The 19,643-nt window shown below is 72.5% G+C and carries 22 protein-coding genes; 10 read left to right on the forward strand and 12 right to left on the reverse strand.

Annotated features, from left to right (window positions below):
- Positions 1 to 36 precede the first annotated feature (36 nt).
- Positions 37 to 1,548 carry an APC family permease gene (locus ACFYTT_RS14850; RefSeq protein WP_387259517.1) on the forward strand — a complete coding sequence of 504 codons (1,512 nt, stop codon included), beginning with the start codon at positions 37 to 39 and terminating at the stop codon, positions 1,546 to 1,548.
- The gene (locus ACFYTT_RS14855; RefSeq protein ID WP_131052407.1) at positions 1,545 to 2,138 is read left to right on the forward strand and encodes an N-acetyltransferase; all 594 of its coding nucleotides are present in this window, start codon (positions 1,545 to 1,547) and stop codon (positions 2,136 to 2,138) included. Before ACFYTT_RS14850 ends, ACFYTT_RS14855 begins: the two co-directional genes overlap by 4 nt.
- 125 nt (positions 2,139 to 2,263) lie before the next feature.
- Here the strand turns inward: ACFYTT_RS14855 and ACFYTT_RS14860 are convergent, their stop codons facing one another.
- Complete coding sequence (locus ACFYTT_RS14860) at positions 2,264 to 3,082, reverse strand: SigB/SigF/SigG family RNA polymerase sigma factor (protein ID WP_131052406.1); 819 nt, start codon at positions 3,080 to 3,082, stop codon at positions 2,264 to 2,266.
- A gap of 391 nt (positions 3,083 to 3,473) precedes the next feature.
- Between ACFYTT_RS14860 and ACFYTT_RS14865 the strand changes: the two genes are divergently transcribed.
- Positions 3,474 to 4,205, forward strand: coding sequence for a hypothetical protein (locus ACFYTT_RS14865; protein WP_176093235.1), 732 nt, complete (start codon positions 3,474 to 3,476; stop codon positions 4,203 to 4,205).
- Positions 4,206 to 4,444: 239 nt separating this feature from the next.
- The gene (locus tag ACFYTT_RS14870; protein WP_255446600.1) at positions 4,445 to 4,573 is read left to right on the forward strand and encodes a hypothetical protein; all 129 of its coding nucleotides are present in this window, start codon (positions 4,445 to 4,447) and stop codon (positions 4,571 to 4,573) included.
- Positions 4,574 to 4,604: 31 nt separating this feature from the next.
- Here the strand turns inward: ACFYTT_RS14870 and ACFYTT_RS14875 are convergent, their stop codons facing one another.
- Positions 4,605 to 5,126, reverse strand: a complete 522-nt coding sequence (locus ACFYTT_RS14875; RefSeq protein ID WP_254876770.1) for a GNAT family N-acetyltransferase — start codon at positions 5,124 to 5,126, stop codon at positions 4,605 to 4,607.
- Positions 5,127 to 5,355: 229 nt separating this feature from the next.
- Here ACFYTT_RS14875 and ACFYTT_RS14880 point away from each other — a divergent pair, with 229 nt between their 5' ends.
- Both ACFYTT_RS14880 and ACFYTT_RS14885 read left to right on the forward strand, forming a co-directional pair.
- Positions 5,356 to 5,832: a MarR family winged helix-turn-helix transcriptional regulator gene (locus ACFYTT_RS14880; protein WP_176093237.1), complete on the forward strand. Its 477-nt coding sequence runs from the start codon at positions 5,356 to 5,358 to the stop codon at positions 5,830 to 5,832.
- A gap of 11 nt (positions 5,833 to 5,843) precedes the next feature.
- On the forward strand, positions 5,844 to 6,833 hold the full coding sequence (locus ACFYTT_RS14885) for a pirin family protein (protein WP_131052402.1): 990 nt from the start codon (positions 5,844 to 5,846) through the stop codon (positions 6,831 to 6,833).
- Between the two features lie 447 nt (positions 6,834 to 7,280).
- Here the strand turns inward: ACFYTT_RS14885 and ACFYTT_RS14890 are convergent, their stop codons facing one another.
- Together ACFYTT_RS14890 and ACFYTT_RS14895 are read right to left on the reverse strand one after the other, a co-directional pair.
- The gene (locus ACFYTT_RS14890) at positions 7,281 to 7,868 is read right to left on the reverse strand and encodes a general stress protein (RefSeq protein WP_176093238.1); all 588 of its coding nucleotides are present in this window, start codon (positions 7,866 to 7,868) and stop codon (positions 7,281 to 7,283) included.
- A 186-nt stretch (positions 7,869 to 8,054) separates the two neighbouring features.
- Positions 8,055 to 9,434 (reverse strand): glycoside hydrolase family 6 protein, encoded by a 1,380-nt coding sequence (locus ACFYTT_RS14895; protein WP_131052400.1) that lies wholly within the window; start codon positions 9,432 to 9,434, stop codon positions 8,055 to 8,057.
- Positions 9,435 to 9,601: 167 nt separating this feature from the next.
- Between ACFYTT_RS14895 and ACFYTT_RS14900 the strand changes: the two genes are divergently transcribed.
- A complete protein-coding gene (locus tag ACFYTT_RS14900; protein ID WP_387259525.1) occupies positions 9,602 to 10,558 on the forward strand; it encodes an NAD(P)/FAD-dependent oxidoreductase in 957 nt (318 codons plus the stop codon).
- 38 nt (positions 10,559 to 10,596) lie between these two features.
- Here the strand turns inward: ACFYTT_RS14900 and ACFYTT_RS14905 are convergent, their stop codons facing one another.
- Positions 10,597 to 12,720: a SpoIIE family protein phosphatase gene (locus tag ACFYTT_RS14905; protein ID WP_387259528.1), complete on the reverse strand. Its 2,124-nt coding sequence runs from the start codon at positions 12,718 to 12,720 to the stop codon at positions 10,597 to 10,599.
- Positions 12,721 to 12,908: 188 nt separating this feature from the next.
- Here ACFYTT_RS14905 and ACFYTT_RS14910 point away from each other — a divergent pair, with 188 nt between their 5' ends.
- Complete coding sequence (locus tag ACFYTT_RS14910; protein WP_176093240.1) at positions 12,909 to 13,772, forward strand: hypothetical protein; 864 nt, start codon at positions 12,909 to 12,911, stop codon at positions 13,770 to 13,772.
- Positions 13,773 to 13,823: 51 nt separating this feature from the next.
- On the opposite strand, the gene ACFYTT_RS14915 is transcribed toward ACFYTT_RS14910, so the two are convergent.
- Complete coding sequence (locus tag ACFYTT_RS14915) at positions 13,824 to 14,198, reverse strand: DUF6401 family natural product biosynthesis protein (RefSeq protein ID WP_131052396.1); 375 nt, start codon at positions 14,196 to 14,198, stop codon at positions 13,824 to 13,826.
- Between the two features lie 141 nt (positions 14,199 to 14,339).
- Between ACFYTT_RS14915 and ACFYTT_RS14920 the strand changes: the two genes are divergently transcribed.
- Positions 14,340 to 14,786 carry a hypothetical protein gene (locus tag ACFYTT_RS14920; RefSeq protein WP_176093241.1) on the forward strand — a complete coding sequence of 149 codons (447 nt, stop codon included), beginning with the start codon at positions 14,340 to 14,342 and terminating at the stop codon, positions 14,784 to 14,786.
- Between the two features lie 34 nt (positions 14,787 to 14,820).
- On the opposite strand, the gene ACFYTT_RS14925 is transcribed toward ACFYTT_RS14920, so the two are convergent.
- The 5 genes from ACFYTT_RS14925 to ACFYTT_RS14945 all read right to left on the reverse strand — a co-directional run bounded on the left by ACFYTT_RS14925 (position 14,821) and on the right by ACFYTT_RS14945 (position 17,586).
- On the reverse strand, positions 14,821 to 15,033 hold the full coding sequence (locus ACFYTT_RS14925; protein ID WP_131052394.1) for a hypothetical protein: 213 nt from the start codon (positions 15,031 to 15,033) through the stop codon (positions 14,821 to 14,823).
- Positions 15,034 to 15,223: 190 nt separating this feature from the next.
- Positions 15,224 to 15,481 carry a hypothetical protein gene (locus tag ACFYTT_RS14930; protein ID WP_131052393.1) on the reverse strand — a complete coding sequence of 86 codons (258 nt, stop codon included), beginning with the start codon at positions 15,479 to 15,481 and terminating at the stop codon, positions 15,224 to 15,226.
- Positions 15,482 to 15,632: 151 nt separating this feature from the next.
- Positions 15,633 to 16,094, reverse strand: coding sequence for an SRPBCC family protein (locus ACFYTT_RS14935; protein ID WP_176093242.1), 462 nt, complete (start codon positions 16,092 to 16,094; stop codon positions 15,633 to 15,635).
- A gap of 49 nt (positions 16,095 to 16,143) precedes the next feature.
- Positions 16,144 to 16,560: a DUF2795 domain-containing protein gene (locus tag ACFYTT_RS14940; RefSeq protein ID WP_176093243.1), complete on the reverse strand. Its 417-nt coding sequence runs from the start codon at positions 16,558 to 16,560 to the stop codon at positions 16,144 to 16,146.
- Between the two features lie 45 nt (positions 16,561 to 16,605).
- The gene (locus ACFYTT_RS14945) at positions 16,606 to 17,586 is read right to left on the reverse strand and encodes a YihY/virulence factor BrkB family protein (protein ID WP_176093244.1); all 981 of its coding nucleotides are present in this window, start codon (positions 17,584 to 17,586) and stop codon (positions 16,606 to 16,608) included.
- Between the two features lie 148 nt (positions 17,587 to 17,734).
- On the opposite strand from ACFYTT_RS14945, the gene ACFYTT_RS14950 reads away from it, so the two are divergent.
- Positions 17,735 to 18,136, forward strand: a complete 402-nt coding sequence (locus tag ACFYTT_RS14950) for a ChaB family protein (RefSeq protein WP_131052389.1) — start codon at positions 17,735 to 17,737, stop codon at positions 18,134 to 18,136.
- 71 nt (positions 18,137 to 18,207) lie between these two features.
- On the opposite strand, the gene ACFYTT_RS14955 is transcribed toward ACFYTT_RS14950, so the two are convergent.
- The gene (locus ACFYTT_RS14955; protein ID WP_176095723.1) at positions 18,208 to 19,641 is read right to left on the reverse strand and encodes an aldehyde dehydrogenase; all 1,434 of its coding nucleotides are present in this window, start codon (positions 19,639 to 19,641) and stop codon (positions 18,208 to 18,210) included.
- Positions 19,642 to 19,643 lie beyond the last annotated feature (2 nt).

Raw genomic sequence — 19,643 nt, forward strand, 5'->3', positions numbered from 1 at the left:
TAACACCCCTTCCCCTCCCTGACATCCGGAGCAGTCATGTCCTCGACAGTGACACCCCCACGATCGAGCAACGTCTCCGAGGCACTGGCCCGTGGCCGCCTCGGAGTGCCCTCGGTGATCTTCTTCGTGCTCTCCGCCGCGGCGCCGCTGACCGTGGTGGCTGGTGTGGTCACCACCGGCTACGGCGTCGTCGGGGTGCTCGGCATCCCGCTGGCCTTCCTGGCGGTCGCCGCCGTGCTGGCGCTCTTCTCCGCCGGCTACGTGGCGATGGCCCGCCGGACGGCCAACGCCGGCGCCTTCTACGCGTACGTGGCCCGGGGGCTGGGCCGACCGGCCGGGGTGGGCGCGGCCTGGGTGGCGCTGATCGCGTACAACGCCCTCCAGGTCGGGCTCTACGGCACCATCGGCGCGGCGGCGGCACCGGTGCTGGACCGGCTGTTCGGCGTGACGCCACAGTGGTGGATCGTTGCGCTGCTGGCCTGGGCGCTGGTCGGCCTGCTCGGGCTGCTGCGGGTGGACATCAACGGCATGGTGCTGGCCGCGCTGCTCTGCGCCGAGATCGCCGTCATCGTGCTGTTCGACCTCGGCCAGTTGGGCAACCCGGCGGGCGGCAGCGTCAGCTTCGCGGCGTTCTCGCCGGACAACTTCTTCGTACCCGGCCTGGGCGCGGTGCTGGTGCTGGCCATCCTCGGCTTCGTCGGCTTCGAGGCGGCGGTGGTGTTCAGCGAGGAGAGCAAGGACCCGCAGCGGACCGTACCGATGGCCACCTACCTGTCGGTGGCGATCATCGCGGTCATCTACGCCCTCTCGTCGTGGAGCATGACGGTGGCCGTCGGCCCGGACCGGATCGTCGAGGAGGCCAACGCCCAGAGCGTCGAGCTGATCTTCAACCTGGCCGGCGCGCACCTGGGGGACACCGTCCTCACCATCGGCCAGGCACTCTTCCTGACCTCGGTGCTGGCCGCGATGATCTCGTTCCACAACACCACCGCGCGGTACGCCTTCGCGCTGGGCCGTGAGCGGGTGCTGCCGGCGGTGTTCGGGCGTACCTCGCCGACGACCGGCGCGCCGCAGGCCGCCTCGCTGGCGCAGAGCGCGCTCGGACTGGTGGTGATCCTGCTGTACGCGTTCAACGGCTGGGACCCGGTCCTGCAACTGTTCTTCTGGCTGGGCACCAGCGGCGGCTTCGGTGTGCTGCTGCTGATCGCGACCACCGCCCTCGCCATCATCGTCTACTTCGCCCGCAACGCCGAGCAGGAGACGCTCTGGCGGCGGCTGGTCGCACCCGGGATCGCGGCGATCGCGCTGACCGTCATCATCGTGCTGGCGGTGCAGAACTTCGCGAACCTGCTCGGCGTCGAGCCCGACTCCCCGCTGCGCTGGGCCTTCCCGGCGGTGTACCCGGTGGCCGCGCTGCTCGGCGCGCTGTGGGGGATGACGTTGCGCAGCAGCCGACCCGACACGTACGCCCGGATCGGCCTGGGCGCGGAGAGCGCCGCCGCGGTGGCGGTCCCGCCGTCGCGGGTCGAGGCGGAGGTGCGGCGATGAGCGTGACGACCGTCTCGCGCCTCGGGGAGGCCGACACCCGCTGGGTGGCCGAGCGCATCGCCGAGTCCTTCCTGGTCCTGGACGCCACCCGGTGGCTGGTCCCGGACGAGGCCAAGCGGGAGGCGGTGCTGGCCGGGAATTTCGAGATCATCGTGGCGCACGCCATGCGGCACGGGCTGGTGTTCGGCACGGCGGACCGCGCCGGTGTGGCGGTCTGGCTGCCGTCGGTCGGTGAGCCGCTGCCGCCGCCGGAGGACTACGACGCCCGGCTGGTCGCCGCCTGCGGGGAGTGGACGCCGCGCTTCGTGCACCTGGACGAGTTGTTCGCCACCCACCACCCGCATCGGGACCACCATCACCTGGCGCTGCTGGCCGTCCGGCCGGATCGCCAGGGACAGGGGGTGGGGTCGACGCTGCTGCGGCACCATCACGCGTGGCTGGACGCCAACGGTGTGCCGGCCTATCTGGAGGCGAGCAGCGAGATCGGCCGTGACCTCTATGCGCGGCACGGTTACCGGGTGTCGGAGCCGTTCCGGCTGCCCGACGAGACGCCGTTCTGGCCGATGTGGCGGGAGCCGTCCGTCACCTGAGTCGTCCGCCGCCACCGGATCGACGACGCGGGCGCCGGCCCGCGAGGGCCGACGGGCCGAGACGGTGGCGGCGGACACGACGGTGGCCGGGTCCTCGCAGGCCCGGCCACCGTCGCCACCCCCTCTTAGTACGTGCCGTCGAGCTGCCCCCGCAGCTTCGTCAGCGCCCGGGCCAGCAGCCGGGACACGTGCATCTGCGAGACGCCGATCTGCTCGGCGATCTGCGACTGGGTGAGGTTGCCGTAGAAGCGCAGCGTGAGGATCTTCTGCTCGCGCTCGTCCAGAGTGGCCAGCGCCGGCCCGAGGGCCACCCGCAGCTCGGCCAGCTCGAACTCGCTGTCCTCGCCGCCGAGCATGTCGCCCAGCTCGGTCGCCCGGTCGCCGTCACCGGTCGGGGTGGACAGCGACACCGCGTTGTAGGCGCGGGCACCCTCCAGGCCCTCCAGGACCTCTTCCTCGGTGAGCTTGAGGTGGCTGGCGATGTCGGCCACCGTCGGCGAGCGACCCAGGGTCTGCAGCAGCGAGCTGTTGGCGTCGGAGATGGCCAGCCGCAGTTCCTGGAGCCGCCGGGGGACGCGGATGTCCCAGGTGCGGTCGCGGAAGTGCCGCTTGAGCTCGCCGATGATCGTGGGGATCGCGTAGCCGGCGAAGTCGACGCCCCGGGTCGGGTCGAACTTGTCGATGGCCTTGATGAGGCCGACGGCGGCGGTCTGGGCCAGGTCGTCGGTGGGCTCCCCGCGTCCGCTGTAGCGGTGCGCGAGGTGGTTCGCCAGCGGCAGCCAGGCCTCGATCGCCCGGTCGCGCAGCGCGGCCCGGGACGGGTGCCCGGCCGGCAGCGCGGCCATCGCGTTGAGTAGGTCGGTGGCGCTGTCGGAGAGCGAACGCGGGTCGAGCTTCGGTGCGGTGGGCGCCGGGGCAGTCGCCGTTTCGGTGAGCGCGGTCATGGTGGTCCTCCCTGCACCTCGTCCGCGGATAAAGACGTGACGCTTTGGTTTAGAGCTTGCTAGTCCGTTCGGGAGTCACCTTAGCCTGATGGTGCCGCAGAAATCTAGCCGAACGGACGATGTACTTAAGTTACTTCTAGGCATGAAACGGTCTCAACCGGCCATTCGTCTATGAAGTGCCACCGGATCCGAAGGCGATCCGTGATCTCGACCGGCCGGTTCGGCTGATCCCTGATCGGTCGTCCCCCGTCCCGGCATGAACGGGCGGAGGTCCGACGTCGCCGATCGGGGGAGACGCCGACGGGTCGGGCCGACGACTGTCGCCTATCCGTCCTTGTCCCGTCCGTGGGACCCGGCATAGCGTCGCGGGGGACTGTCGACCGGAGGTGTTGTGCTCGACCCCGCGGTGCCCCAACTCGTCGTGAACTGCCGGACGCTGTACTTCAGCTGGCTGCCGGCGGATCCGGGCGCGGTGGCGGCACTCGTCCCGACCGGGCTGCGACCGCATCCCGGTGGCCAGGTCTTCATGAACCAGTACGTGGTGGACGACGCGAGCCAGACCTCCGGCTTCGGCTCGTACTCGCTGACCTATCTCGGGGTGACCCTGGCCGGCGTGGATGCCCCCGACGGGGTGACCCCGGGTGGCTGGTGGACCCACTACGTGACCTCCAGCGAACTGGTCCGCCGGTACGCCCTCGGTCGGGGTGCTCCCGCGTCGGCCGGTGACACCTCCATCGCCGCGAACGGCCACGAACTGGTGACCGAGACCACCATCGACGGCGCGCCGGTGATCCGGGCCCGGGTGCGTGCCGGTGAGACCGGACACGCCGTGCACAACGGTCACCACCGGTACGTCACGTCACTGCACGGCCGGCTGGTCAGCAGCATCTATCCGGTCGTCGCCGAGCCCACCACCTCCTTCGAGATCGAGTCGGTGGAATTCCTGGACCCCGACCACCCGGTCTACGCGCTGCGGCCGGAGAACCCGCTCACCATCGGCTGGGGCTACTACTCCCCACGGGCGTCGTTCGCGTACCCGGGCGGTCTGACCGTGCTCGATGCTCCGGGGTCCGGGGTGACGGACGTGCCCCACGCGGAACGCCCCCTGCCCGCGCTCGGCTGAGCGTCCGTCGTGCCGTCCATCGGCTGAGAATCCGGGTCTTCTTCGGGTTTCCTCTGGTCCAGGTGGGTAAGCCAGTCGCGGGTCGGTACGCCCCGGTGCGCCGGGGAACCGTCGTGCGCGTCAGACGTGCCGCCCGGAGGCCGTCCCGGCCTCACCATCCCGGATCGGGTTCGCTCCGCCGGCCGTCGGTGCCGCAGGCGTGCGCCCGGTCCCGGTCCGAGCAGCGAGGAGGCCGCACCATGTCCGGCGAGACGACGAACTCCGTGACCGAGCACCGTGAGCAGGCGGTGGAGAGCGAGCGGGGGGCGCTGGTGGCCGTGCTGGTGATGGTCCTGCTGGGCGTGGCCGGCATCTTCGCCGTCTCCTGACCCGGTCGGCGCGTCGCCCGCCGGAGCGGGATCAGTCGGTGGCGAGGCGGGCGTGCAGGTGCTCGTCGTGGCGGCGGCCGTCGCCGTAGCGGTGTGACTGGCGCAGCGTGCCCTCGAACGGATACCCGGCGCGTTCGGCGACCCGGCAGGAGGCCGGGTTGGCCACCGCGTGACACAGCTCGATGCGGTGCAGGCCCAGATCGCGGAAGGCCCACTCGGTGAGCCGGCTGACCGCCGCCGAGGCGAGGCCCCGCCGGCGGGCGGCGGCGACCGTCCAGTAGCCGATCGAGGCGTCACCGCCGTGGATGCGGTGCAGCGACACCGAACCCAGCATGATCTCCGGCCGGGTCGGGTCGGCCACCGCCAACGAGACGTGGGTGCCCTGCGACCAGTCCGCCCGCCATCGCACCCACTGGCGGGCGGCGTCGAGGTCGAACGCGTCGCCCTGCGGGTTCCACAGGGCGATCGCCGGGTCGTGCCACGCGGCCAGCACGGCGGGCGCGTCCGTGGTGTTCCAGGGGCGCAGCAGCAGGCCGGAGGCGGTCAGTTCCACGACGCGAAAGTCTCGCACAACCGCACGGGTCTGCCCCCACGATCTTGGACTTGTGGTAGCGATACAAGGCACACAAGCGCCCAAAAACCTCGCCACTACTTCATGGTCGGCGAGGTCCTCCGCGGTGTCGATTCAAAATTTGACCACCTCTTCCGCCAGTGCGGCGTGATGCGGGCGGCGCTGCTCGGGCGTGATTGTTCAAATTTTGAGTACGTGCTACCGTGGCGTCATGACCGAGAGCCTGAGCGAGGTGCGACTCGTCGCCTGGCGGGCGTACATCGAGGCCAGTCAGCGGTTGTTCACCCGGCTGGAGGACGACCTGCGGGCCGCCAGCGAGCTGAGCTTCGCCGACTACCACGTGCTGGTGCTGCTCGCCGAGGCCCCGGGGCAGCGGCTGCGGATGGGCGAGCTCGCCGGTCGACTGGTCTTCTCGCCCAGCCGACTGACCTACCAGGTCTCGTCCATGCAGCGACGCGGCCTGGTCACCCGGCAACCCTGTCCGGACGACGGGCGCGGCAGCGAGGCGGTGCTCACCGCCGCCGGGCTGTTGGCGCTGCGCGAGGCCGCCCCGCACCACCTGCGCTCGGTCCGTACCCACCTGATGGACGACCTCGACGACGCCGAGATCGCCTGCCTGACCACGGTCTTCACCCGACTCGGCCAGCGGCTGCAGGGCACCGCCGGCGCCGCCCCCCGCGAGAGCTGAAGGAGCTTCCGATGCCCGCCATCACCGTCGACAACGTCCTCGTCCTGCCCCGCCTGCCGAAGCTCGACGAGTCCACCACCGTCATCCGACCGGTCCGCCGGCTGACCACCGCGCCCAGCGGCTTCGAGGGCGAGGGCTTCCCGGTGCGGCGGGCCTTCGCCGGGGTACCCACCACCGAGCTGGACCCGTTCCTCCACCTCGACCAGATGGGCGAGGTGGAGTACGCGCCGGGCGAGCCGAAGGGGACCAGTTGGCACCCGCACCGCGGCTTCGAGACCGTCACGTACATCATCGACGGGATCTTCGACCACCAGGACAGCCACGGTGGCGGCGGCACCATCACCAACGGCGACACCCAGTGGATGACGGCGGGCAGTGGCCTGCTGCACATCGAGGCGCCGCCGGAGCACCTGGTGGTCAGCGGTGGGCTGTTCCACGGCACGCAGCTCTGGGTCAACCTGCCCAAGGTGGCCAAGATGAGCCCACCGAAATACCAGGACATCCGGGGCAACCAGGCGGCACTGGTCACCACGCCGGACGGCGGCGCGCTGGTCCGGGTGATCGCCGGTGAGATCGCCGGGCACCAGGGGCCCGGGTCGACGTACACGCCGATCACCGTCGCCCACGTGACGGTGGAGCCCGGCGCGCAGGTCGACCTGCCCTGGCGGCCGGACTTCAACGCCCTGGTGTACGTCCTGGGCGGCCGGGGCACGGTCGGCGCGAACGGACGTGGCGTCCGCACCGGGCAACTCGCGGTGCACGGGCCGGGCGACGCGTTGCGGTTCAAGGCCAACGCCCGGCAGGACAGCCGCACCCCGACGCTGGACCTCTACATCATGGGCGGGCAGCCGATCCGGGAGCCGGTGGCCCAGTACGGCCCGTTCGTGATGAACAGCCGGGACGAGCTGATCCAGGCGTTCGAGGACTACCAGGCCGGTCGGCTCGGGGTCGTCCCGGCGGAGCGGGTGCCGCACACCGGCGGCCAGGGCGACCGGCCCTGACCAATCTGTTCGGGCAGCGCCCGTCCCGGTCCGCGGCCGGGGAACGGCCGCGGACTCCGGGCGGCGGTCCTGTTCGGACCGCCGCCCGGACCTCGCCGCGGCACCGCCAACGTTCCCGGACACCGCACCAGGTGCGCGGTGGGCCTGCTCCCGCAGCGTGGTCGGTTGGGCTTGCCACCACCGGAGACTCGGTCCGCCGCTTTCCCGCGTTCGAATCGCGGCCCGCTTTGCGCGGTATTGCTTGGCAGCGAGCAGGTGGGGAGATTTGTTGTCGCTCCAGCGACAACAAATCTCCCCACCTGCCGCCGTTGCGTGCGGTCTTCGAGGCGTCCGCTCACTCGCTCGGCTGGTCCGCCGCTGTAGCGCGCCAGCAGGCGGATACAGAGTCTCGCGGATCAGGTGCTGGCCCACGGGCGGGAGAGTTCCCGCCCGTGGGCCACGTGCAGGTCAGGTCGCCGGCTGTGCCGCGCGACCGCCCAGGTGCAGCCGGCCCACGAGCTGTCGGGCCGGTTCGGCCATGTCCGCCTCGACGGTGACCGCGTACTGGTTGGCCCGCAGCGAGCTGGCCGAGGTGAAGTCTCGCTTGCCGCCGGTCATGGCATGCGCGACCCCACCGAACACGGCACCCCAGACGGCACCGATGACCAGGCCGACGAGGAGCACGGCCAGCCAGTTGCCGACCGTGAAGATGCCGAACAGCAGGCCGATGAAGAGCCCGAGCCAGGCGCCGGTGCCGGCGCCGATGAGCGCAGCCCGGGCCGTGGTCAGCCGGCCGAGCACCGTCTCCACCAGGGTGAGGTCGGTGCCGACGATGGCGGTCCGTTCGACCGGGAAGCGGTTGTCGGCCAGATAGTCCACGACGCGCTGTGCGGACGGATAGTCCGGATACGCGCCGAGCGTCACGGTCGGCGGGCCGGCCTGCGGGCCGTGCCCGTCGCCAGCGGGTGCCGCGGTGCGGCCTCCGGGACCGGAAGGGAGGGTGCCGCCGCCGGTCACGCCGGGTTGCCACGCCGAGGGGTTCGATCGTGTGGTCATGGGTCTCCTCCTTCGTCTCCGGTCGCGTTCCCGCCGGAGGCGAGCGGTAACGCCCGAGGCGGATCCGGTACCGACCGAGCCCGGGCAGGCGACCGGGCCCCCGGCCACCGCTGCTGCGGTGCTGGCCGGAGGCCCGGTGCTGGTGGTGGAGCCCGAAGGCCCGGTGCGGGTACGGGGGGCGCCCGATCAGGCGCAGGTGCCGCCGTTCAGGGTGAAGGGGCCGGGCGTCGGCAGGCTGCTGCCGCTGAAGGTGCCCTGGAAGCCCACGCTGATCGTGCCGCCGACGGGCACGTTGCCGTTGTACGCGACGTTGCGGACCTCGATGCGGTCACCGGACTGGCTCCAGGTGCCGTTCCAGCCGTTGCTCAGCCGTACGCCGGAGCCGGCGTTGAAGGCGAGCGTCCAGCCGGTGAGCGCCACGCTGCGGTTGGTGACCCGGATCTCGGCGGTGAAGCCGCCGGCCCACGTGTTCGGGGTGAACGTCACCGCGCAGCTGCCGGCGGGCGGGTTGGACGGGGGCGGCGTGGTCGGCGGCGTGGTGGTGGGGGGAGTGGTGGTCGGCGGGGTCGTCGTCGGCGGGGTGGTGGTCGGCGGGGGGCCGGCCGCGACCGCCAGGTCGTACGCCCGCTGGGGCACGAACTGTCCGGCGGCGGCGATACAGCCGTCGGCCTCGCCGGGCAGCTTCACCCAGAGGAACGCGTCGATCGCCGAGTCGCCGGTGGCGGTGGTGCTCGGCGTGCCGATCGCCCGCCCCGGCGGGTCGCACCACTCCGAGCCGGCCGGGCCGTTGCCGTTGCGGCTGGTGTCGATGACCGCCTTGAGGCGGGAGTTGCCGGTGGCCTGGATGATCTGCTTGGCGTACGAGACCTCGTCGGCGGTGCGGCGGTAGTTCGACACGTTGACCGAGATGCCGTCGGCGCTGTTGGCGACGTCCGCCGCGTTCAGTCGAGCGGCTGCCTCGCTGGGCGCGAGCCATCCGCCGTGGCCGATGTCGAAGTAGACCTTCGCCGCTGACGAGCCGGCCTTGAGCGCCTTGCCGGCGTACGCCATGGAGGCCCGGACCTCGGCCTGCTGACTGGCGTTCATGCAGCTCGTCATGATCGGGAGCACGTCGGGCTCCAGGATGATCGTGGCGGGCCGACCGCCGAGCCCGGCGGCGACCTGGTCCACCCACTGCCGGTAGGCGGAGTGGTTGGGCGCGCCGCCGCCGCTGTGGTTGCTGCAGTCGCGGTTGGGGATGTTGTAGACCACCAGGATCGGGATCTTGCCGGCGTTGGCGGCGGCGTTGACGAAGGAGCTGACCTCCGCGCGTACGGTCGAGGTGTTGGTGGTGGTGTACCAGCGCGGCTGCGGGACGCTGGCGATCCGGTCCCGGATCACGGCGGCCTTGGAGTCGTTCGGGTTGGCGGCCACCCAGCGGGCGGCGCTGGTGTCCGGATCGACGTAGAACACGGAGTCGGCGGCGGCTGCGGGCGCGGGACGCAATGCGCCCACGCCGACGGTGGCGACCACGGTCAGTGCCGTCGCGACGGCGCCGACCACGGCATACGTGCCTCTGGTTCTCATGTACTGCTCCTCGGATGCATCGAAGACAGTGCTTGGAAGCGCTCCCACATGTCCGCCAAGGTACGGGCCGGTTGCGAACTTGTGAAGACCTTCCGGAAGTATCGGGAGGATCGACGGGCACCGCTCGGTAGCCGCCAGGAGGGCCGGCTCGCGAATACGATCACCGGATGGGTCTGGATCGTGCGGGTGTCGTGGTGGTCGGAGCGGGGATCGCGGGCGTCGCCTGCGCCGGGGAACTGGCGCGTGCCGGGGTGCCGGTGGAGATCCGCGAACGCGGTCGGGTGGCCGGCGGACGGATGGCCAGCAAACGCTTCGACGGCCGCCCCGCCGACCTGGGCGCCGCCTACCTGACGGTGAGTGATCCCGACTTCGCCGAGGTGGTCCGCGAGTGGGAGGACGCCGGCCTGGCCCGCGAGTGGACCGACACCTTCGTCTCCTACGACCGCACGGGTCGACGGCAGGTCACCGGGCCGCCGCGCTGGGCCGCCCCCCGGGGACTGCGGTCACTCGTCGAGCACCTGGCCCGCGACCTGCCCGTGGTGGTGAACCGGCTGGTGCTCGGCGTCGAGGCCGGCCCGTCCGTCGACGGCACCGAGTGCGCGGCGGTGGTCCTGGCGATGCCGGGCCCGCAGGCGGCGCTGCTGCTCGACCCGGCCCTGGCCGACGCCACCGAGGCCGCCGGACGACAGCGTTGGGCACCGACACTCTCCGCCGTGCTGCGCTTCCCGACCCGACGCTGGGCGGACTTCCGGGGCGCCTTCGTCAACGACCATCCGCTGCTCAGTCTGGTGTGCGACGACGGCGACCGGCGCGGTGACGGCGCGCCGGTGCTGGTGGCGCACACCACGCCGGAGTTCGCCGCCGGTCATCTCGCCCAACCCACCGGCGCCGCGTCGGCCGTCGAGGCGGCCGTCCGCGACCTGCTCGCGCTCTCCGACCGGGCCGAGCACGTGCACGTGCACCGCTGGACGTACGCCAAGCCCATCTCCGGGGCCGACACCGGGTTCCACCTCGACGGCGACGGGATCGGGCTGGCCGGGGACGCCTTCGGCGAGTCCCGGGTGCAGACCGCCTGGCGTTCCGGCCGCGACCTCGGTCGCGCCCTGGTCCAGCGTCTGACCTGACGGGCAGGCCGGTGGGTCTGCCCCGGAGGGCGGGGCGGTCAGTCGGGCGGGAGGAGGATCTCGAACCAGACGGTCGAGCCGCGCACGGTGGGGTCGGTGCCCCAGGCGTCGGTCAGCTCCTCGATCAGGCCCAACCCCCGGCCACGGCTGCTCAGCGTGTCGGTGCGGGCCCGGGTCACCGTGCCCCGGGATCCGGAGTCGGCCACCGAGACGAGCAGGCGCTCCGGGCTGAGGTCGATCTCGACCAGGGCCTCGGTGCCGGCGTGCAGCAGGGCGTTGGTGGTCAGCTCGCTGGTGCAGAGCACCGCCGCGCCGATCACCGACTCGGCCACCCGCCACTCGGTGAGCAGTGCGGTCATCCAGTGCCGGACCCGGCTCGGCGCGGTCGGCTCGGCCGGCACCTCCATCCGCGCCGACCGGCTCGGCCGCAGCGCGTACTCGACGGCCAGGACGGCGACGTCGTCCTCGGTGGCACCGGGGACCGAGGCGGTGGCGGCGGCGCACAACGCCCTCGGGTCACCGCTGGGTGCGGCGGCCACCGACTCCGCCAGGCGGGCGAGACCGTGCGACAACCCCTGCCGTCGCCGTTCCACCACGCCATCGCTGAACAGCAGCAGGGTGTCGCCGGGGGAGAACGCGACGGTGCCGGTGGCCGGGCGGTAGCCGATGCCCAGCGGCGCGCCGGTCGGCACGTCCACGTAGACGGCCCGTGCCTTGCCCCCCGGCGCGCAGCGGCGCACCAGCGGTGCCGGGTGGCCGGCGCTGGCCAGAGTGAGCTGCTCCCGTGCCACGTCGATCACACCGAACGCCACGGTCACGAACAGCTCGTACGTGCCGGTCTCGGACCCGAGGCTGCTGACCAGGCGGTCGAGCCCGGCGAGCACCTGGTCCGGACGCGGGTCGTTGAGCGCCAGCGCCCGCAGCGCGGCGCGGACCTGCCCCATCCGGGCGGCGGCCTGCACGTCGTGCCCGGCCACGTCGCCGAGCACCACCCCCAGGTCGCCGGTGGGCAACACGAACGCGTCGTAGAAGTCGCCACCGGCGGCGTTGCCGTCGACGCCCGGGTCGTAGCGGGCGGCGATCCGCAGCAGCGGCAGGCTGGGCAGGTTCTCCGGCAACATGCTGCGCTGGAGTAGCTGGGCGGTGCCGTGCTGGGTCTCGAAGCGGCGGGCACGCTCGGTCGCCTGCCCGACCAGCTCGGCCGACGCGGCCAGCAACGCCTGTTCCGGCGCGGTCCAGGCGTGCGGGGTGCGGTAGCCGACGGTGAGCGCGCCGCGTACCCCGGACGCCCGCAGCGGTATCGCCGCCAGGGCACGGACCCGCTGGTCGTGCCGGTCGGCGGCGGTGTCGCGCAGCGGCTCGCCGTCGTCGACGAAGTGGGATTGGCCGGTACGCGCGCTGAGTGCCGCCGGTGCCGGCCAGTCCGCCGGTCCGCGCCGCCACAGCGGGGGCAGCCGTTCGTCCGCCTCGTCCACCAGCTCGCCCCGGACCCGGCGGACCAGCCGCCAGCCGCCTCCACCGCCCCCGTCGTCGACGGCGAACGAGACCCGGTCGGCGTCGAACGAGGCGAGCGCGTACCGCAGCGCGACCCGGGCCACGTCGTCGAGGGTCAGCGTGCCGGAGAGCGCCGCCGCGAACTCGCTGAGCCCCTGCAACTGGCGGGTCGCCGGGCTGGTCTCGGCAACCACCGACAGCACCCCGGCGATGCGGCCCCGGCTGTCGCGGACGGTCGAGCAGGCCCAGATGTAGACGGACGGGTCGAGTCCGTCGGAGCGCAGCGGGAGGGGTGCCTCCTTCTCCAGGAAGGGCTCACCGGTGCGGTAGGTGTGCTCGACGACGTCTCCGACACCGGGCAGCCGCCACACCTCGTCGAAGACCTCGGCCGCCGGCCGCCCCACGGCCTGCGGGTGCCGGTCGCCGATCAGCTCGGCGTACGCGTCGTTGTAGAGCAGCAGCAACTCGTCGCCGAGGTAGAGCGCCATCGGTGCGGGTGAGCCGAGCATCACCTCCACGGCGGCGCGGACCGCCGGGTCCCAGGACTCGCGGGTGCCCAGCACCGTGGCACCCCACTCGTGGTGGCCGACGACGGTCGCGGCGCGCGGCACCGGCGCGCGGGGCGCCTGGCCTGCTGGCGTGGGGACTCGCCCGACCGTTCCTGGCATGCCCGCAGCCTAGCCCGCCCCCTCGACCCGTGTTTCCGATCATGCGCCCGGTGCTTCGGGCCGGTACATCAGGGCAGGTCAGGGCCGTTCTGTCGGGATGTGTCGGGAAAAAGCAGGTGACCTGCCCGGCGTGCAGTCCCGACGTTGGGGTAAGCGCGCGGGGCAGTCCATGCGACAGGAGGGACATCATGCCGGAAACCCTGGCGGCCAGGCAGGTCAACATCGGTGACGCTGTGGCCGACATGTGGAGGTCGGTGCTGCTGTTCGTACCGAGGGCCATCGCGTTCATCGCGATCCTGGTGGTCGGATGGCTCATCGCCAGAGCCGTGCTCAAGATCGTTGATACGGTCCTGGAACGGGTGGGGTTCGATCGCGCGGTCGAACGGGGCGGCATCAAGCGCGCGCTCGAACGGACCAGGTACGACGCCAGTGACATCCTGGCCCGCCTGGCGTACTACGCCGTACTGCTGTTCACGCTTCAGTTCGCCTTCGGCGTCTGGGGTCCGAACGCGATCAGCAACCTGATCGGCGGTGTGGTGGCCTGGCTGCCCCGAGCCTTCGTGGCGATCGTGATCGTGGTGATCGCCGCGGCGATCGCGAACGCGGTACGGGACCTCGTCAGCGGGGCGCTGGGCGGTCTGTCGTACGGGCGGGTGCTGGCCGACCTGACGGCGGTCTTCATCATCGCGCTCGGCGTCATCGCGGCCCTGAACCAGGTGGGTATCGCCACCACCGTCACCACTCCGGTCCTGATCGCGGTGCTCGCCACGGTGGCCGGCATCCTGATCGTCGGCGTGGGCGGTGGTCTGGTCAAGCCCATGCAGAACCGCTGGGACGGCTGGCTCCACCGGATCGCGGAGGAGTCGCGGGCCGTCCGCGAACAGCGGCAGGGCGCCCAGGCCGGACGCAGCGACATGCAGCGGCAGATGGCCGACCGGTCGGGCCAGCGTACCCAGCCGACGTCGATGGGGCAGGAGTCGTCGATGTCCGGGGGACGGGGTACGTACCAGTCCGGGAACTCGGGTGACGAGACCCAGCAGTTCGGTCGGTGACCGTACGCGAAGGGTGACGGGTGTCCGCCGCACGGCGGGCACCCGTTCGCGTCACAGCGGGGGCGGCTGCGGTGCCGGGGTGTCCAGCGTGACGATCAGCGCGCAGACGGCGAGCAGTCGCACCAGCACCCAGTCCGCCTCGGCCCACTCCACCGGGGTGGCCGGCGGCTGCCAGCCGTGCTCGTCGGCGGCGGCGCGCAGCCCCTCCGCGTAGCCGGCCAGCGCGGCGGCGGTCAGCGGGGTGTCGTCGCCGTGCAGACTGTCCCGCACCGCGGCGGCGTGCTGGTCGACCACGGCGAGCAGACCGGGCAGGGCAGCGGCGGCGGCCAGCCCGTCGAGCCCCAGCGTGGTGGCGAGCGCCATCAGCGCCGACCGGTTTTCCTCGACGGTGGTATGGGTCCGAACCCGGTTCGACGGCACGCGCATGGGGAACGAATCTAGCCAACTCGGACCGGCGGTGACCTCGGCCGCTCGGCTGGTGCGGGGGTCGGCCGGTCGTCGTGCCGGACACCCGGACCCGACCGGTCGCCCGGTCAGACGGGCAGTGGCGGCAGCAGGGAGGCACGAATGGACACCACCGACAGGCCCGACGAGGGGCACCGGCGACCGGCCGGTGTGAGTGACGACACGGTGGCGGCGCTCGGCAAGCTCAGCGAGGCGCTGGAGTGCGTGGAGCGCGCCCGTGGCCAGCTCTACTCGATGCACCAGCTCATCGGTCACGCCGACCTGATGCTGGACGAGGCGGTGCGGATGTTCCGCTCGGCCGGGCACGGCACCATCGCCGACCGGATCGCCGACGAGTTGGTGGGTCGGAACGTGATCGCGGGTCGCTGGACGTTCCAGATCGTCGAGGACTTCGACGACGGGTACTACGCGCTCTTCCAGGACCTGGACCGGACGGCTCGCGACGAACTGGTCGGGGGCCGGCGGCACCTGTACGAGGCGGAGATGAAGGAGCGACGTCGTACCCGTGGTCGCGCGGGTCACGAGGCCCGCCCGCAGGAGGCCGGGTGAGGGCGGTCAGTCCACCGAGCCCGGGTGCGGGTGGTTACTCCGAGGAGCGGGCGTCCGCTGGACGGCGACGCGCGGTGTCGTCAGCGATGATCACCGTTGCCACCATCAGCGCGACGCAGAGGCTGAACAGCCAGGAGCTGTCCTCGGTGAAGCGTGCGGAGACGGGTGCCTGAGCGGCGGCGAGCAGAAAGCCGAGCCATGCCAGGCGGCGCTGACGCGGGTTGAGGAAGCCGGAGCCCTGATGCATTCCGAAAGTCTTGCGCGCTGTCGCGGCGTTGCCGTCAGCCGAACGGCCGAATCTGTCCGACCCGTCCGAATCCCGACCCGTCCGGCTGACCCAATCGCCGCCGATCATGGGCGTGTCGCCTGGGCGTGAGGCGCTGCACGCGTCTGTCCCCCGATGTGACGCCCCGATCGGCGGCGGCCGAGGGCTGGTGTCAGAGCGTGTCCGGGCCGGTGCGTCCGGTGGTGGAGGGGCGGTGCGCGCGGTCGGGGTCGGTCGGCTCGCGCCCGGTGCCGGGCACCTGGGAACCTCGGTCGGCGGCTTCCGGCCCATGGCCGAACGCGGCCTCCTCACCGGCGTCGTTGCCGGTCACGTCGTCGGACTGCCCGTCGAGCGTGGATCGGGCGACCGCCCGGTCCAACTCCTCCAACGGCAGCCGTTCCTCGTCACGCCACACCCTGTCGTCGCTCATACCCTCGCCCTACCCCCACCCGCACCCGCCAAACGGCACCCCCGGCGGCGCCCAGACCTGCGGCGCGGCCCGCCGACGCACGACGACCCGCGCCGACAACGGCGACGGCCGCCGGGGTGAGCGGCGGCCGTGGCGGGAGGTACGCGAGGGATCAGGGCTGGGGTCGGTCGACGCTGCCCCGCCAGGCGCCGGTCTCCTGCCCGCGTCGCTCGATGAACTGCTTGAAGCGTTGCAGGTCACCCTTTGCCCGGCGGTCCACGACGCCCAGCTTGTCGCCGGCCTGCTCGACGACACCCTGCGGGTCGAACTCCAGTTGGAGGGTGACCCGGCTGTTCTGCTCGTCGAGCCGGTGGAAGGTGACCACCCCGGCGTGCTTGGTGCCGCCGGTCGAGCGCCAGGCGACCCGCTCGTCGGGAAGCTGTTCGGTGATCTCGGCGTCGAACTCGCGCGTGACGCCGGCGATCTCCACGGTCCAGTGGGTGAGCGTGTCGGAGAGCTGTCGGACCTCCTCGACGCCCTCCATGAACTGGGGGAACTCCTCGAACTGTGTCCACTGGTCGTACGCCGTCCGGATCGGGACGGAGACGTCGACGTGCTCGGTTACACCACTCATCAGGATCCTCTCCTGCGCCGGTGCGGGGGGTGGCCGCAGAAGGCCATCCTCACCAGCGCGTCGTCTCGTTCTTGTGGCCGAGCGCGGCCCAGACCTCGGACACCGTCTGGTACCGGGTGCCCTCCGGCAGTCGCTCCAACTCGGCGAGCAGGTCGTCCGGCGCCTCGTTCTCCCGGGCGTTGGCGAGCAGGGCCGCCCGGTCCCCGGGCAGGGCGGTCATCGTGATGAACCGTCCCAACCGGCTGCGAGCCTCCACGTCCCCGGACGTCATGCCCTGCGGCGTGCCGCTGCGGGTCTCGCCGCCGACGACCGTGGTCGTCTCCGGCTGGTCCTCGCCCGCAGGCTCCGGCACCCGGGACTCGTCGACCCGTGAGCCACCGGTCCCCGGCCCCTGGACCAGGCCGCTGACCTCCTGCTCCATCTGTTCGTCGACTCTCGGTGCGTGCTTGCTGCTGCCGCGTTCCATGCCTTCTGCGCTACCCGGCCCGGTGGGCGGTAAACCGGCGCCGGGTCACGAGGGGGCCGGTGACCGGGGCGGCAATACCGGCTCCTCGGCGTCGCGCACGCCGGACTGGATCACCCGTCCCCGCTGCAACTCCGCGTTGATCTGCACGCCGAGCAGCAGGGCGGAGTTGGACAGGTAGAGCCAGACCAGGAACGCGATCACCGCGCCGAGGCTGCCGTACGTGGTGTCGTACGAGCCGAAGTTGGCCACGTAGAGGCCGAAGCCGAAGGAGCCCAACGCCCATGTGGCCAGCGCCACCGCCCCACCCGGGGTGAGCCACCGGAACCGGGGCTGGCGCACGTTCGGCGCCACCCAGAACAGCAGGGACATCAGCAGCATCGCGATCATCGCCAGCGCCGGCCACTTCACCACCGACCAGGCCGTACGGGCCGCACCTCCGGCGCCCACCAGGTTGCCGACCGCGTCCGCGACCGGCCCGCTGACGATCAGACCGGTGGCCACCACGGCGAGCAGCACCAGCGACACCGCCGCCAACCCGATCTGGATCGGCCGCAGCTTCCACACCGGCCGCCCCTCGGTCACCCCGTAGATGGTGTTCGAGGCGCGGGTGAACGAGGCGATGAAGTTCGACGCGGACCAGAGCGCGCCGAGCAGACCGAAGCTGAGCAGTACCCCGGCCGAACTGTTCTGCTCCACCACGCCCCGGACCACGCCGACGAAGCTCTCGTTGGCCACCACGGACCCCGCGCCGACGTCCCGGGCCAGGTCGAGCATGGTGTCGACGGTGCGTTCCCCGTCGGAGACCAGCCCCACCAGGGCGACCACCACGACGGTGGAGGGGAAGAGCGCGAGCACGCCGTAGTAGGTGAGCGCGGCGGCCCAGTCGGTGCAGTTGTCCTGGACGTAGTTGCGGCCGCTGCGGACCAGCACACCGCGCCACGTCGACCAGTGCAGCTGCCGGATCCGGCCGGGTAGCGCGGACACCGGCGGGTCGGCGGCCGGGGCGTCCGGGTTCGTCGTGGTCATCACCGCTCCCTGGTGGCGGCCGGCACCGGTTACGCCGGGTGGCCCGGCCGGTACCCCCGCACGCGCGACGGCAAACCGGTGCCGAGGTTTAGCGCCGCGTGGACCGGGAACGCCAGTCGGAATGACCCGACCACGGAGGAGGATCGAGATGCCCGGGCGCGAGGTACTGCCCAGCACGCTGCGGCGCTCCCCGGAGAAGGCCCAGCGCACCTGGGAGAAGACGCACGATTCGGCCGTCGAGACGTACGGCGAGGGTGAGCGGGCGCACCGGACCGCCTTCGCCGCCGTGAAGCACCAGTTCGAGAAGGTGGGTGACCACTGGGAGCCCAAGGGTCGCAAGGGCCCGAGCGACCGGCAGGCCGCCGGGGGTGGTCCGGAGCGGCGGGCACCCACGGCCGGCGGGGTGGACGCGAACGCCCCCAAGGAGCACCTGATGGCGCGGGCCCGTGAACTGGACGTGCGGGGCCGGTCGAGCATGACCAAGCCGGAACTGGTCACGGCCATCCAGAAGGCCAACAACCGGCAGACCGCCAAGGCACGCGGCGACTGACCGTCGCACCGAGGGCCCCGACCCGCCGTCACGCGCCGGGTCGGGGCCCTCGACGTGCGGGTACGCGGTCCTCACCAGTGCCCGCCGCCGGGAGCCTCGATGTGCACCGCCTTGGTGGCGGTGAACTCGTCGAGCAGTTCCGGCCCGTAGCCGAAACCCTGACCGCTGCCCCGACGTGGGTGGGCCGCCCCGGCCGGGGCGCCGCCGAAGACCGCGTTCACCTTCACCGTGCCCACCGGCAGCTCCCGCCACGCCCGCTGGGCGTGGCTCATCGACCCGGTCAGTACGGTCGCGGCCAACCCGTACGGCGAGTCGGCGGCACACCGCAGCGCCTCGCTGAACGAGTCGACCACGACGACCGGTGCGACCGGCCCGAACGTCTCCTCCCGGACCAGCGCCATGTCGTGCCGACAGTTGTCCAGCACGGTGGCCGGGTAGAAGGCGCCCGGTCCCTCCGGCAGCGTCCCGCCGACACGGATCCGTGCCCCGTCGGCGACCGCCGCCGTCACCTGCCCGTGCACCTGGTCGCGGTGTCGCCGGTCGACGAGCGGACCCAGGTCGGTGGCGGGATCGCGGCCCGGCCCGACGCGCAGCGCCGCCGCCCGCTCCACCAGCGCGGCGACGAAGTCCTCGGCCACGTCGCGGTGCGCGTAGACGCGCTCCACCGCCACGCAGATCTGGCCCGCGTTGGCGAACGCGCCGGTCGCGGCCTGCCCGGCGGCCCAGACCGGGTCGACGTCCGCGTCCACGATCAGCGGATCGCTGCCGCCGTTCTCCAGCAGCACCTTGGCGCCGCTGCGGGCGGCTGCCGCGGCGACGGCCCGGCCGGTGGCGGTCGACCCGACGTGCGCCACCACGTCCACCTCGGCCCCGGCGAGCGCCGCCCCGGTCTCCGCGCCGCCGGTCAGCAGCGAGAGCACGCCGGCCGGGAGCGCCGAGTCGACGGCGCGGGCCAGCAGCCATCCGGTCGCCGCAGTGCGTTCGCTCGGCTTGTGCAGCACCACGTTGCCGGTGACGAGGGCGGCACCGAGCAGCCCGCACGACACCGCCACCGGGTCGTTCCACGGGGTGATCACGGCGACGACGCCGCGCGGCTGCGGTGTCATGAAGTCCAGGGCGTCGGGCGTGCCGTGCAGGGTCCGCCCACCCCGGGTCGGGGCGAGTTCGGCGTACTGCCGCAGGGTGGCGATGCCGGCCTCGACGCCGCCCCGCGCGTCGGCGAGCGGCTTGCCCATCTCGGTCGTGGTCGCCTCGGCCAGCTCGTCGGCGACGGCGGCCACCGCGTCGGCGGCCCGGTGCAGCGCGGCGGCCCGCTCGGCCGGGGGCGTCGCCGCCCACTCGGCCGCCACGCCGCGCGCCGCCGCGACGGCCTTGTCGACCTCGTCCGAGGTGGCGACCGGCGCGCCGGTCACCGGGGCACCGGTGGCCGGGTCGTGCACCACCAGGTCACCGGCCTCCCCGCCGGCCCCCCACACCCCACCGATGAGCTGCGCAACCGTGTACATGG

The sequence above is a fragment of the Micromonospora sp. NPDC003816 genome (genome assembly GCF_042874705.1).
Taxonomy (GTDB): domain Bacteria; phylum Actinomycetota; class Actinomycetes; order Mycobacteriales; family Micromonosporaceae; genus Micromonospora.